The 13,434-nt window shown below is 64.7% G+C and carries 11 protein-coding genes; all 11 read left to right on the plus strand.

Going from position 1 to position 13,434, the window contains the following annotated elements; all coding sequences use genetic code 11:
• The first annotated feature begins 117 nt into the window (after positions 1–117).
• The 11 genes from rsmH (at position 118) to FRC96_RS06205 (ending at position 13,394) form a co-directional block, all read left to right on the plus strand.
• A complete protein-coding gene (gene rsmH, locus FRC96_RS06155; RefSeq protein WP_230469935.1) occupies positions 118–1,083 on the plus strand; it encodes a 16S rRNA (cytosine(1402)-N(4))-methyltransferase RsmH in 966 nt (321 codons plus the stop codon).
• Between the two features lie 11 nt (positions 1,084–1,094).
• Complete coding sequence (locus FRC96_RS06160) at positions 1,095–1,451, plus strand: cell division protein FtsL (RefSeq protein WP_146973629.1); 357 nt, start codon at positions 1,095–1,097, stop codon at positions 1,449–1,451.
• A gap of 30 nt (positions 1,452–1,481) precedes the next feature.
• On the plus strand, positions 1,482–3,554 hold the full coding sequence (locus tag FRC96_RS06165) for a penicillin-binding transpeptidase domain-containing protein (RefSeq protein ID WP_146973630.1): 2,073 nt from the start codon (positions 1,482–1,484) through the stop codon (positions 3,552–3,554).
• A 20-nt stretch (positions 3,555–3,574) separates the two neighbouring features.
• The gene (locus tag FRC96_RS06170) at positions 3,575–5,131 is read left to right on the plus strand and encodes a UDP-N-acetylmuramoyl-L-alanyl-D-glutamate--2,6-diaminopimelate ligase (RefSeq protein WP_230469936.1); all 1,557 of its coding nucleotides are present in this window, start codon (positions 3,575–3,577) and stop codon (positions 5,129–5,131) included.
• Positions 5,128–6,597 carry a UDP-N-acetylmuramoyl-tripeptide--D-alanyl-D-alanine ligase gene (locus tag FRC96_RS06175; RefSeq protein WP_146973632.1) on the plus strand — a complete coding sequence of 490 codons (1,470 nt, stop codon included), beginning with the start codon at positions 5,128–5,130 and terminating at the stop codon, positions 6,595–6,597. The genes FRC96_RS06170 and FRC96_RS06175 overlap by 4 nt, the downstream gene beginning before the upstream one ends.
• Positions 6,598–6,600: 3 nt before the next feature.
• On the plus strand, positions 6,601–7,740 hold the full coding sequence (gene mraY / locus FRC96_RS06180; RefSeq protein ID WP_146973633.1) for a phospho-N-acetylmuramoyl-pentapeptide-transferase: 1,140 nt from the start codon (positions 6,601–6,603) through the stop codon (positions 7,738–7,740).
• A gap of 49 nt (positions 7,741–7,789) precedes the next feature.
• A complete protein-coding gene (ftsW, locus tag FRC96_RS06185; protein WP_146973634.1) occupies positions 7,790–9,055 on the plus strand; it encodes a putative lipid II flippase FtsW in 1,266 nt (421 codons plus the stop codon).
• Positions 9,056–9,084: 29 nt separating this feature from the next.
• Positions 9,085–10,209 carry an undecaprenyldiphospho-muramoylpentapeptide beta-N-acetylglucosaminyltransferase gene (gene murG / locus FRC96_RS06190; protein ID WP_146973635.1) on the plus strand — a complete coding sequence of 375 codons (1,125 nt, stop codon included), beginning with the start codon at positions 9,085–9,087 and terminating at the stop codon, positions 10,207–10,209.
• A 289-nt stretch (positions 10,210–10,498) separates the two neighbouring features.
• Positions 10,499–11,446: a UDP-N-acetylmuramate dehydrogenase gene (gene murB / locus FRC96_RS06195; RefSeq protein ID WP_283808890.1), complete on the plus strand. Its 948-nt coding sequence runs from the start codon at positions 10,499–10,501 to the stop codon at positions 11,444–11,446.
• A gap of 6 nt (positions 11,447–11,452) precedes the next feature.
• Positions 11,453–12,433 carry a D-alanine--D-alanine ligase gene (locus FRC96_RS06200; protein ID WP_146973637.1) on the plus strand — a complete coding sequence of 327 codons (981 nt, stop codon included), beginning with the start codon at positions 11,453–11,455 and terminating at the stop codon, positions 12,431–12,433.
• 82 nt (positions 12,434–12,515) lie between these two features.
• Complete coding sequence (locus FRC96_RS06205; protein WP_146973638.1) at positions 12,516–13,394, plus strand: cell division protein FtsQ/DivIB; 879 nt, start codon at positions 12,516–12,518, stop codon at positions 13,392–13,394.
• The last annotated feature ends 40 nt before the right edge of the window (positions 13,395–13,434 follow it).

The following is a 13,434-nucleotide window of genomic DNA, read 5'->3' on the forward strand; positions in this document are numbered from 1 at the left end:
TGTGGCGCTCGTGAGAGCTCCGCATCCCAAGACGCCCAGGGAAGGGCGAGCCGTCCCGGCTATAAATATGAGCCGACGACGTGGCGGCGTCCGTAGGTGCAGTCAGAGAGGTCGCCAGTGTCATCGAATCTTTATGCCAGTGAATACCACGCCCCGATCATGGTCGAGGAAGTGCTTCACTGGCTCAATGTCATGCCCGGGGGGCTCTACGTCGACGGGACCGCCGGCGGAGGCGGTCACAGCGCGGCGATCCTGGATCGCAGCGCCCCGGATGGGCGTCTCATCGCCATCGATCGCGACCCGGAGGCGCTGAGCGCTGTGCGCGAACGTCTGGCCGAGGAGGCCGGCTCGCGCCTCACGCTCGTCAACGCCAACTACGCTCAGGCGGCCGAGATCCTCGCCGAACGCGGAGCGCTCGCCGACGGCTGGCTGGTCGATGCCGGCGTGAGCTCGCACCAGCTCGATGAGCCCTCGCGAGGCTTTAGTTTTCAGCAACCCGGCCCGCTCGATATGCGCATGGGGCCCGACGTGCCCACCCTGGCCGAGTATCTGGAGACGACCTCCCGCGAGGAGCTCGCCCGTGTGATCAAGGTCTACGGCGAAGTTCGCGGCTCCTGGGGTGTGGCCGGCGCCATTCTCGGGGCGTTCTCCCGCGGCGAACTCAAGACCACCACCGATCTTGCCGATGTGGTGGCCTCGAAGCAGCGCGGAGGCTCGCGCAAGATCCACCCGGCCACGCTCGTTTTTCAGGCGCTGCGCATCGCGGTGAACCGCGAGCTCGAGCATCTGGAGGCGGCCGTCCGTCAGATCCCGGATGTCGTCAAGCCCGGCGGTCGTGCGGTCTTTGTGAGTTTCCACTCCCTCGAGGATCGTATCGTCAAGCACACCTTCCGCGAGCTTGCCGACCCCTGCACCTGCCCGCGCGACTTTCCGCGCTGCGCCTGCGGCAAAGAGCCGCTGGTGGAGGTGCTCACCCGTCAGTCGGTGGTCGCAGGCGATGAGGAAGTTCAAACAAACCCCCGCGCCCGGAGCGCGCGTCTGCGCGCGATCGAGGTGTTGCCCCATCCACGCAGCGATGTGTGATCAGGAGTTGTATGAAGTCTCATATCATTGGCGCGCTTCGCGATCTTCTGGAGGTCTCCAAAGTGCTGGTGCTCGTCGGGGTGCCCGGCGCGCTCTTGCTCTTCCATGTCTGGCAGGAGTATCAGATCACGCAGACCGGTTACGCGATCGCCGAGGTCACCGAAGAGCATCGCGAGCTGCTCGAGGAGCATAAGCGGCTGACCGTGGAGGCCAGCATGCACGGCCGCGCCGACCTGGTCGCGCAGACCGCCCGCGAGCAGTTCGGGCTGGAGCCGGCGCGCCCCGAACAGGTCATTGTGATCGACCTGGAAGCCGGAGATCGTCAGGAGCACGCCGCGCTCTTTGACGGGAGCACCGCGACGCGCTGACGCGCGCGATATCTGGCCGCCTGGAGCACGATGATGGAGCACATCAATGAGCCGCGAGAGCGCTTCTGGCTGAAGGCGCGCTTTTTGATGGTGGGGGTCTTTTTCACGCTGGGATTTGTGGCCGTCGCCGGCCGCGTCTACTACCTGCAAACGGTCGAATCTGAAATCTTGCAGGAGCGCGCGGCGATCGAATGGAACCGCGAGGTCGTCAAGCAGGCGCGCCGCGGCGATATCGTTGATCGCAACGGCGCGGAGCTCGCCGTCTCGGTCGAAGTTCCCAGCATTCACGCCAACCCCCGTCGCATCGACAACCCGGAGCGGGTCGCTCGCCAGCTACAACCGCACCTGAAGTTGAGCTACGAGGATCTGGTCGCGCGTTTGAGCCGCGACGCGAGCTTCGTCTGGCTGGAGCGCCAGACCCGACCGAGCGCGGCCGAGGCGATCCGGGGCCTGGACATCAGCGGCGTGCATATCACCCGGGAGTACAAGCGTTATTATCCGCTGCGCGAGATCGCCGGTCAGCTCGTGGGCTTTGTCGGCATCGACGGCCAGGGCCTTGAAGGGCTGGAGCGTCAGCTCGACCGCACGCTTGCCGGCGGGACCTACGAGATGCGCGTGACGCGCGACGCCAGCGGGCGAGCGATGCTCCTGAGCGACGCGCCGCAGTTCGGCAAGTTTGAGGGCCACAGCGTCCGGTTGACCATCGATGAGAAGATCCAGCGCGTAGCCGAGCAGGCGCTGGCCGATCAGGTCGCCGAATTTGATGCCAAAGGCGGCTGGGCGGTGGCGATGGACGTGCACACCGGCGATATCCTGGCCCTGGCCAACACGCCGGGCTTTGATCCTAACCGCTTTCGCCATCACACCAGCGCGGACTGGCGTCTGCGCTCGGTGACCGACACCTTTGAGCCCGGCTCCGTCTTTAAGCCCTTCGTGCTGGCGGCCGCGCTTCAGGAGCAGGCAACCTCCCTCGATAAAGTTTACGACATTGAGGATGGCCGCCTGCAAATCGGCCGCAACATGATCCGCGACACCAAGCGGCGCGATGAGCTCACCGCCGCCGAGATTATTCAGGTCTCCAGCAATGTCGGTTCCTACAAGCTGGCGCAGGAGGTCGGAAAAGAGACGCTTTATAACTACATCCGCGCCTTTGGCTTCGGTCAGCGCAGCGACGTGGGTCTTCGCGGCGAGCAGCCGGGGCTTGTGTGGCCGGCCGACCGCTGGCCGGAGATCACCTTTGCGAACGTCTCCTTTGGACAGGGTTTGACCACCACGCCCCTGCAGCTGGCGGCCGGGACGGCGGCGCTGGCCAACGGGGGCCTTTTGATGAAGCCGCGCATCATCGATGCGGTCCTCGATCGCGAGGGCAACATCGTGGAGCGCGAGGAGCCCACGCTGGTGCGGCGCGTCGTCTCGGAGCAGGTCGCCGAGCAGGTCTCCTGGGCGATGTCGCTTGTGACGATCCCGGGGGGCACGGGCACAAAAGGTGCGATTCCCCATGTGACCGTAGCCGCCAAGACGGGCACCGCGCAGAAGGTCAACCCGGAGACGCGTCGCTACGATCCGGATATGTGGATCGCCGGTTTTGTGGGCTATGCGCCGGCTGAGGCGCCCGAGGTCGCGGTGGTGGTCTTTATCGATGAGCCTCAGGAGACGCATTACGGTGGCACGGTCGCTGGCCCGGCGTTTGCGCGCATTACCGCGGAGGCGCTGCGGGTGCGCGGGGTGATGCCGCTGCCGCCTGGCGAGCGCTTTCAACTTCAGGAGGAGCCGCCCGAGGCGCTCGCCAGCCAGGCGGCCGCTCCGGCGCCGCAGCATGTGGTGACCCTGCCGACGATGCGCGTGCTCGACCCGACTGAGGATGAGGTCGCCGAGGGCCAGCTGCCCAACTTCACCGAGCTGACGCTGCGTCAGGCGATCGACCGTGCCCGGGAGTTCGGGTTTGTGCCCGAGGTCACCGGTTGGGGGCGTGTGATCAGCCAGGATCCTCCGCCGGGGACACCGCTGGAGGAGGTCGGGGTACTCAACCTTGCGCTTGCACCCGGAGGCAGGCATGGAATGCTGGCCGAGGAACCCTCGGCAGGTGGTCGGGATCAGCAGTGAGGTCGGCGTCAATGAAGTTGATGGAAGTTGTAGAAGCATTGAGAGAGCAGGGCGTACGGCTGCGCAGTGGCGCGGCCGATGTCGCTCTGAGCGCGGTGACCCAGGACTCGCGTCAGGTCTCGGCGGGAACGCTCTTTGTGGCGGTACGCGGGGAGCGTTTTGACGGTCATGGGTTTGTCGAGAACGCGCTTGCGCAGGGCGCCGCCGCGCTGCTCGTCGATGAGGACTTCGACACCTCGCAGATTGCGGTGCCCGTGCTCAGCGCGCCCGACACACGCGCGATCCTCGGCCATCTGGGGGCGTTCTTTTATGGCCACCCCTCGCGTCGGCTCGACGTTGTCGGAATCACCGGGACCAACGGCAAGACCACGGTGTCCTATCTGGTCGAGGCCATCGCGCGGGAGGCCGGCCGCGAGGTCGGGGTCATCGGCACGATCAACAACCGCTGGAAGCAGCGGGTAGAGCCGACCGTCAACACCACGCCGGACGGGCTGGCGTTGCACCGACGCCTTCGCGAGATGGCCGACGACGGCGTCGACCTTGTGATCATGGAGATCTCCAGCCACGGCCTGGCCCTCGGACGCGTTGACGGAGTGGCCGTGGACGTGGCGATCTTCACCAACCTCACCCGCGATCATCTCGACTTTCATAAAACAATGGAAGCCTATCGCGACGCCAAGCGACTGCTCTTTACGCGGGTGTTGCCCGAACGTCTGGAGGTTCGCGGCGTGCCGGGGGAAGCCATCATCAACATGGACGACGCCGAGGGCAGGGCGCTTGCTGCGATCCTCGCCAGTGACGCGCGTCTTCGCGTGACCACGTACGCCGCGGGTGACGGCGCATCTCCTCAACACGACACGTCATCAGCGACCTCCCAGCTCCGGGCGACCCACGTGCAGATGCGCATCGACGGCACCTCGCTGACCCTGCTCTCTCCCGACGGAGAGCTTGCCATTGAGACCTCCCTTCATGGCGAGTTCAACGTCTCCAACATCCTGGCGGCCAGCGGCGCCGCCCGCGCGCTCGGGCTGGCCGATGAGGCGATCGCCGCAGGGTTGCGCAACCTCTCCGGAGTGCGCGGACGCCTCCAGCGCGTCGACGGCCCCGAGGGCACCCCGGCGGTCTTTGTGGACTACGCGCACACCCCCGACGCTCTGGAGCGCGTGCTTCAAACCCTGCGCCCGATGGTCGAGGGGAAGCTGCGGGTGGTCTTCGGCGCCGGCGGCGATCGCGACCGCGACAAGCGTGCCCCGATGGGCCGCATCGCCTCTGAGCTTGGCGACTACGTGATCATCACCTCCGATAACCCCCGGTCGGAAGATCCAGCGGCGATCATCGCTCAGATCGTCGAAGGGGTGGCCCCGCGGGATACATCAAACGTGGAAACCATCGTGGAGCGCGAAGAGGCGATCCACCACGCCGTCACAAACGCCGCGCCCGAAGATGTGGTCCTGATCGCCGGCAAAGGCCACGAGACCTACCAGGAGATCGCCGGAGAGCGACGCCACTTCGATGACGCCGCCATCGCCGCGACGATCCTTCAGACCCGCGCGCCGCAGACCCGAGGGGACGCATGAGCACACGTCGAATTACGAGCTGGACCCTCGAGAAGATCGCAAGTCGCGCGGGTGCGACGCTTCATGGACCGAGCGATGATCGTGTGAGCGGTGTCAGCACCGACACCCGCGCCATCGGCCAGGGCGCGCTCTTTGTGGCGCTGCGTGGCGAGCGCTTTGACGGGCATCGCTTTGTGGACGCGGCCTTTGAAGGCGGCGCAGCGGCGGCGATCGTCGACCGCGCCTGGTGGGACTCGCGCGTCGATGACGAGCCCTCTCACCCCCTCCTCGTCGTGGATGATACCCTCGACGCCCTCACTCGCCTGGGCCACGCGCTCTGGCAGGAGGCCACCTTAGAAGGGCTGCACACCGTGGCGGTGACCGGCTCCAACGGAAAGACCACCACCAAGGAGCTGCTCTCGGCGCTCTGGTCGACCCGGGGGAAGGTCTGGGCGACGCCCGGAAACTTAAACAATCACATTGGGGTTCCGCTCACCCTCTGCGCACTCCCCGATGACTGCGACCACCTCATCTGCGAGATGGGCGCAAACCACGTCGGTGAGATTGCCCACCTTGTGCGCCTGGCTCCCGGAGCCGCCAGGGTGATCACCTCGATTGGAAGCGCGCACCTGGAGGGGTTTGGCTCGATGGAGGGCATCCGCCGCGGGAAGTCCGAGCTCTTTGAGCAGGCCGACGCCGACACCCATGCCATCTTCCCCTATGGGGAAAAAGATAAACTGATGCTTGAGGGTTTCCCCGGAGAGCGATGGTCCTTCGGAGCCGAGGAGGGCGCGCGGGTGCGCGTCGTTTCGCTGCGTGAGCGTCCGCCCGGAGAGCCGCCGGGCATGGCCGTAAGCCTTGAAGTTGATTCTAGATATCTCACCCTGTCGCTTCCTCTGCTGGGCATGCACAATGCGACCAACCTCGCAGCGGCGCTGGCCACGCTGGCGGCCGGCGAGGTGGAGCTTGACGAGGCTGCGCTCAACGAGGCGCTGGCTCGGCTGATGTTGCCGGGAGGGCGCTTTCGCCAGCTCGTGGTCCGGGGTGTGCACATCCTCGATGACGCCTACAACGCCAACCCGTCCAGCGTGCGCGCCTCGGTGGAGGCCTTTGAGCGCTGGGCGGCCGTCCGGCATTGCGAGGGCCGCTATGCGGTTCTCGGTGAGATGTTGGAGCTTGGCGAGGGTGCCGCCGGCGCGCACGCGGAGCTTGCGCGGTGGGTCGCGACGCGCCCCGGGATCGACGGGCTGGCCTTCGTCGGCGGTTTCTCGGAGCTGATGGCTCAGAGCGCCCGGGAGGTGCAGCCGGAGCTCGATGTGGGCGCCTTCGGCTCCATCACCGATGACCTCATCGCGTGGGTCGGCGCTCAGCAGGGCGCAGCGGTCCTGCTTAAAGGCAGCCGGGGCGGTCGACTGGAGACCATCGTCGACGCTCTTACGAACGACCCCGGGTCAGACCAGCCGGGCCCCAACTCCAGCGAGGCATAAGCCATGCTTTTTGAACTCTTCTTCATGCTCAAAGACGAATTCACCTGGATGAACGTCTTTCGCTACGTCAGCTTCCGGGTGGTCGCCACGATGCTCACCTCGTTGATGGTGAGCTTTTTGCTCTACCCCTGGTTTATCCGAAAGCTCCAGGCGCAGCAGATCGGGCAGGTCATTCGCGACGACGGGCCTCAATCCCACTTCAGTAAGGCCGGCACGCCTACGATGGGTGGGGTGCTGATCCTCTTTGCCGTGGTCGTCTCCACACTTTTGTGGGCGGACCTGAAGAACCCCTACGTGGGCGTCGTGCTGGGGGTGACGGTGTGTTTTGCCGTGGTCGGATTTTTTGACGACTACATGAAGATCCGCGGCCGCTCAAGCGCCGGGCTCAGCGGTAAGGCGCGCCTGGGCATTGAGTTCGCGGTGGTGCTCGCGATGATGCTCGTGATGTTTAAGAGCAACGTGTTTAGCTACTCCACCGAGCTCTACCTGCCCTTTGTCAGCACCGAGAAGTTCAGCCTGACGCTGCCGCTGTGGATCTATGTGCCTTTCGCAATGCTGGTGATCGTGGGCACGGCCAACGCGGTCAACCTCACCGACGGGCTCGATGGCCTGGCAATCGGACCTGTGATCATCGCGGCGGGGACCTTTCTGATCCTCGCCTGGAGCACCGCCACGGTGCTCCATTACACCGAGGTGGTCGACGGGGTGCAGGTGGTTTCACGCTTCGACGTCGCCAAATACCTGATGATCCCGAAGGTGGAGGGCGTCCAGGAGCTGGCCATCTTCTGCGCGGCCATCATCGGCGCCGGCGTGGGCTTTCTCTGGTACAACTCCTTCCCGGCGCAGGTATTCATGGGCGATGTGGGGAGCCTCTCACTCGGCGGCGCGCTGGGAACCCTGGCCGTGGTCACCAAGCACGAGCTGCTCTCGACGATCATCTTCGGCATCTTTCTGGTCGAGGCGCTCAGCGTCATCACTCAGACCACCAGCTACAAGCTCACCGGAAAACGCGTCTTTCGTATGGCGCCGATTCATCACCACTTTGAGATGAAGGGGTGGCCTGAGCCCAAGATTATTGTGCGCTTCTGGATCATCGCCATTATGCTCAGCCTGGTGGCGCTGGCCAGCCTGAAGCTGCGCTAAGGCCTGCCCCACTTGAATCGATGACCGACGTCATGGCCACGGAGGGCACATGTCGAGCGATCTTCTCTCACATCTGACACGGCAGACGAGCCGCAGTGGCGGCAGCCCGTCTGGCGCCGACAATGAGCGCCGCTGGGACATCTGGCTACTCTTCTTTGTCGGCGCGCTGGTGACCTACGGGCTGGTGATGCTCTATTCGGCCAGCGCCGTGATGGCCAGCCAACGCATGGCCGCCCACAACGTGCTCCTGTGGAGCCAGACCCAGCGCGTGGTGCTCGGGGTGGGGCTGCTGATCTTCGCGCTGCAGTTCGACTACCGCTGGTACAAGCGCCTGGTCTACCCAATCCTGCTGGGCACGGTGCTCCTGCTGGTGCTCGTGGCCATTCCCGGGGTCGGGGTGGTGCAGAACGGCGCCCGGCGTTGGTTTAGCCTGGGCGGGCTCTCCTTTCAGCCGGCTGAGGTGGCCAAGCTCACCGCCGTGATCTTCATGGCCTACTCGGTGAGCAAGAAGGCCAAACGCATGGGCTCGTTTACCATCGGTTTTCTGCCTCACCTGGTGATCATCGGATTGATGGTCGGTCTGCTCATGCTGCAGCCGGACTTTGGCAGCTCGGTCATCCTCATCAGCATGATGATGTTGCTGCTTTTCGTGAGCGGCGCGCGCTTCTCCTACCTGCTCGTGATGACCCTGTGCGGGGCGGGCCTGGCGTACGTGGCGATCAGCAACAGCGAGTATCGCATGAAGCGCATCCTGGCGTTCCTCGACCCGTGGAGCCATCGCCAGGACATCGGTTACCAGATCAGCGAGTCGCTCATCGCCATCGGCGCCAGCGGGCTCTCGGGCCGGGGGCTTGGCAACGGCGCGGGCAAGTTGGGCTATGTGCCCGAGCTCTGGAATGACTTCATCGGCACGATCATCGCCGAGGAGCTCGGATTTATCGGCGTGGTGGTGCTGCTCTCGCTCTTTATCGGCATGCTCTGGCGCGGCTATCGGGTGGCTTTCAACGCTGTGGACGCGTTTGGCATGTACCTGGCGTTTGGCATCACCTCGCTCTTTGCGCTGCAGGGCATGGCCAACCTCTTCGTGGTCACGGGCATGCTTCCGACCAAGGGGCTGACCTTGCCCTTTGTGTCGTTTGGCGGCACGTCCATGATCATCAGTCTCTTTGCGATCGGTATCGTCCTCAACATCTCGCGCAACGAGGAAGACACCTGGGAAGAGGAGCGCGATCGCCGCGCTGCGCGCCGTGAGGAGCGACGTTGGGAGCGCAAGCGACGCAACATCCTCAAACGCCGTGATGATCTTCGCAGCTGACCCATGTTCTTCTCGCAAGAGGCAACGCCATGACATCGTCCACGTCCGCACCTCCTCATCTTGTGATCGCCGGCGGCGGCACAGGCGGCCATCTTTTTCCCGGGGTGGCCGTCGCCCAGGCGTTTGAGCGTCTGGCCCCTGGCGCACGCGTGACCTTCGTAGGCACCGAGCGGGGCATTGAGGCCCGCGTCATCCCCGGGCTCGGCTATGATCTGGAGCTGGTCGACGTGGTAGGTCTCAAGGGCAGCGGCGCCATGGGGTTGGTACGCGGTCTCTCGCGCCTTCCCCGCAGCGGACTTCAGGCGCGGAGCATCATCAAAAAGCTCGCGCCTTCGGTGGTGGTGAGTGTGGGCGGTTACGCCGCCGGACCGATCACCCTGGCCGCCGCGCTCAGCGGGGTGCCCTCGGCGCTCATGGAGCAAAACGCCATCCCCGGGCTGACGAACAAGCTGCTCGCTCGCGTGGTCGCGCACGCGTTTCTGACCTTCGAGGAGAGCGCTCAGCACCTCGGAGGCGTCTCGTTTTCCGTGCCCGGGAACCCGGTGCGCGAAGAGCTCTTAGAGCTCGCACGCACGTTTGCTTACGAGGCCCCGGCGGCCGAAGGTCCCTTCCGCGTGTTGGTCATCGGAGGGAGCGGCGGCGCGGGCAGCTTCAACGAGCACCTGCCTTCCTGGTTCAAGGCGATGGGCGATTTGCAGTCTCGTCTCGAGGTGCGCCATCAGGCCGGGCGCAACCGCGCCGAGGCGGTACGTCCACGCTATGAGGGTTTCGAAGGAACGGTCGAGGTCGAGGAGTTCATCGACGACATGGCCCAGGCCTATCGCTGGTGCGATCTTTTGATCTGTCGGGCCGGCGCCACAACCATCGCCGAGGTGCTCAATCTGGGGATTCCGGCGATCTATGTTCCCTTTCCGCAGGCCGCCGACGACCACCAACGCTTCAACGCCCGCTCGGTGGTCGAGGCCGGCGCCGGCGTGATGCTCGACGACGCCGAGTTGGGCTCCGGGCGATCCGTCAACCTGCTCGCCGGGCTGATGCGCAACCCCGAAGCCCTCTCTCGTGTCGCCGTCGCCGCGCGCCGCATTGGCCGTCCCGATGCCGCGAAGACGATCGCCACCCGCCTGCTCGCGATGGCCGGCGAAGAGCTACCCTGAACGGGGTTTGCTCGGGTTAAAGTAATACTTTTGAGGCAATTTTTCAGATCCAAGAACCCTCTTGAGGGGCGCTGAAAAGGTTGAAATTTTGCTTCAGGTGTTGCGTGTAACCTGTTGATTGTTAAGGGTAAAGTGTGTGGCAAAGAACGGGTTGCGGGGCCCGTGTGCTCGTGTATTCTTTGCATCGTCCCAAGGGCGGAACTAACGAGCACTTCAATGGCGAGCGGCCACGCTGAGCGAGAATAGAACCATAGCCTGGCAGCAGCCGTCAGCTCCTCTGTCGGAGCGTCTGGAACGTTTTGCAGACGAGGCCAGCCAGAGCAGCGTGCGCGAAGACGAGCCGCTTTACCGTCGCTCGTCGTTGCGCATCGGTGGCAACGCCTGGCGTTTTGTGGACGTGGGTTCGCACGAAGATGCAATGCTTCTTCTGGCGGCGGTCGGTCCTGATTGGCGCCGTCTGGTCTGGGTCGGACTCGGGAGCAACACGCTCTTTCCCGACGAGGGCATCGACGGTGTGGTCGTTCGAATGAGCGGCGAGCTTGCGCAGTGGCATGTGTCCGAGACGCAGGCGACGGTCGGTGCGGGAGCGGTCAATGCGCACCTTGTGCGAGGGTTGTTGCGCGAGGGTTGGGTTGGCGCGGAGTTTCTCTCGCTGATCCCGGGCACCTTCGGAGGTGCCGTCGCGCTCAACGCGGGAACCCGCGAGCGCGAACTCTCCGAGATTCTCGAGCATTGCGAGATTGCGCGTGTGGACGAAGAGCAGGGCGCCTGGCACGTGGGAACGTTCCCGGCATCCGAACTCGATCTGAGCTACCGCCACGCCGGGCTGCAAGACGGCGATGTGGTGCTCAGCGGAGTGGTGAAGGTGGAGCGCGGCGACGTCGAAGAGGCGAAGTCGCGGGTGCGGCAAGACAAGGAACGTCGAAATCGCACTCAGCCTTACCGTCTGGCCAGTGTCGGCAGCACCTTTGCGAACCCGCAGGGTGATTACGCCGGCCGCCTCATTGAGGCTGTCGGGCTGAAGGGCCACCGGGTAGGCGGCGCGCAGATAAGTGAGCTGCACGCCAACTTCTTTATCAACGCCGGTGACGCCACGGCAGCCGACTTCATCGCCCTGATGGCGTTGGCCCGTCATCGGGTTCGAGAGCGTTTTGGCGTGGAGCTTCGGCCGGAGGTTCGCTTCGTCGGTTTTGACGGGTGGGCGCAACTTATCGAGCAGGAAAAGTCGCTAAGGTGAACACGGATGTTCAGCGAGCTTGCTACAACGACATTTCGGGGAAAGCCCGTCGGTGTGATCACCGGCGGTGACACGCCCGAGCGCGAAGTCAGTCTGAAGACGGGCGCCGCGTTTGAGAACGCGCTGCGTGCCCGCGGCTACGACGTCACCGTCTACGATCTTGCCACCGACGTGGCTCGCCTGGTGGCGGACGCGCCGGCCGCAGTGATTATCGGCAGCCACGGCGGACTTGGCGAAAACGGCGCGCTCCAGGGTCTATTGGAGTGCGTGGGGATTCCCTACACCGGAAGCGGGGTGCTGGCCTCGGCGCTGGCGATGGATAAAGCCCGGGCGCGCGAACTGGCAGCCGACGTGGGCGTTCCTGTGGCGCGCGGTGTGGCGTTGCGTTTGAGCGATGTCGCGGAGAGCGACGACGAGGCGATCGTGGCGCGTATCCTCGATGCCGGCGTTCAGCTGCCGATGGTCGTTAAGCTCAACGACGCCGGGAGCAGCTTCGGCGTGGCCATCTGCACCACGAGCGAAGAGGCGCACGCGGCGATCAGGGAGCTTCGCGCTCACCTGAGTGACGACCCGGCCTCGGCGCTGCTCATCGAAGATTATATTGAAGGCCCCGAGTACACCGTCGGCTTTTTTGGCGACACATGCCTCGGCGCGATTCAAATCACCGCGGCGCAGGGCTTCTACGATTACGAGGCCAAGTACCAGAGCCAGCAGACCCGATACGACGCGCTGGAAGAGGGGGCGCTGCATGCCCGCCTCGAAGAGCTCGGTCGGCTGGCGTACAACGCGCTGGGATGTCGGGGCGTAGCGCGAGTGGATTTTAAGGGCGATGTGACCACCGAGCAGGGGCGCTTTCTGGAGGTCAACACGATCCCGGGGATGACCGCGACCAGCCTTGTTCCCAAGATGGCCGTGGCTCGGGGCGTGCCTTTTGAAGAGCTTGTGGAGTTGATGCTCTCCGGCGCCAGGCTGGATCGCCGGCGTTAAGTGGGCGTCTGTACGTGACGTTGTCCTTGTAGAGGTTGCAGGCGGGCCGCACCCAATGCGGCCCTTGTAGTGGGAGTAGGTTGTGTTTCAGAGACGTGCACATAACCGGCGCAAGCCGACCCGGGAGCAGCGCGTGGCCAGCCGCAAAGAGACGGCCTGGCTGTGGGCGCGGCGCCTGGGCACGTCTCTGGCGGTGATCCTCGTGGGGCTGGGACTGCCCTACCTGGTGCTTCAGGGCTACAGTCACACCATGCAGAGCGAGTACTTCCAGGTGAACTACCTCGATGTCGAGGGGCTCAATTACCTGGAGGAGCGCGAACTTCTGGAAGCTGCCGAGCGCGTCGCTGGCGAGAACATCCTCAACGTCGATCCGCGCCGCATTGAGAGCGCAATGAGCGTGCTGCCTTTTGTGCGCTCGGTCGACGTGGAACGTCGCCTGCCCGACCGCCTGCGCATCACGATTGAAGAGTACGAGCCCGCCGCGCTGATCGCCGACGAGGGCATCTGGCTTGCCGATACCCGTGGCGAGGTCTTTTTGGCGATGGACAGCGCGCGCAGCCTCGACGGGCTCTGGGAGCTGCCGCTTGTCACCGGGCTGACGCGCGCCGAGCTCGTCGAGGATGAGGCGCGTCAGCGTCTTCTCGAGGCGCTCTCGGTGTGGGAGCTCTATCACGCGATGGGGCTTGATGCGCAGCAGCCGCTGAGTGAGCTGCATCTCGACGTGGCGCTCGGCCTCTCGCTGGTGACCGCAGAGACGGGCACAGAGATTCGACTTGGCTGGGGCCGCTGGCAGGATCGCCTCAGTCGCTTGAAAGTCGTGCAGACCTCGTTGATTCGGCGAGGGATGGACGCGGAGTATGTGTTGATCGACCAGGATCGCGACTTGAGTCGTGTGACTGTGGGGCCGCGCACCGAGCCATGGATGCGCGAGGACGCGGCCTCAACCGGGGACTCGCCATAGGCGTGGCGAAGTTCCTGTGAATGACGTTGTTGGAAGTTCG

Source organism: Lujinxingia vulgaris (assembly GCF_007997005.1).
Classification (GTDB): Bacteria; Myxococcota_A; Bradymonadia; order Bradymonadales; family Bradymonadaceae; genus Lujinxingia.

Excerpts from the sequence above, each read along its gene's own strand:
- FRC96_RS06160 (WP_146973629.1), top strand. The coding sequence starts at position 1,095 with ATGAAGTCTCATATCATTGGCGCGCTTCGCGATCTTCTGGAGGTCTCC.
- FRC96_RS06165 (WP_146973630.1), top strand. The coding sequence starts at position 1,482 with ATGATGGAGCACATCAATGAGCCGCGAGAGCGCTTCTGGCTGAAGGCG.
- FRC96_RS06170 (WP_230469936.1), top strand. The coding sequence starts at position 3,575 with ATGGAAGTTGTAGAAGCATTGAGAGAGCAGGGCGTACGGCTGCGCAGT.
- FRC96_RS06175 (WP_146973632.1), top strand. The coding sequence starts at position 5,128 with ATGAGCACACGTCGAATTACGAGCTGGACCCTCGAGAAGATCGCAAGT.
- mraY (WP_146973633.1), top strand. The coding sequence starts at position 6,601 with ATGCTTTTTGAACTCTTCTTCATGCTCAAAGACGAATTCACCTGGATG.
- ftsW (WP_146973634.1), top strand. The coding sequence starts at position 7,790 with ATGTCGAGCGATCTTCTCTCACATCTGACACGGCAGACGAGCCGCAGT.
- murG (WP_146973635.1), top strand. The coding sequence starts at position 9,085 with ATGACATCGTCCACGTCCGCACCTCCTCATCTTGTGATCGCCGGCGGC.
- FRC96_RS06200 (WP_146973637.1), top strand. The coding sequence starts at position 11,453 with ATGTTCAGCGAGCTTGCTACAACGACATTTCGGGGAAAGCCCGTCGGT.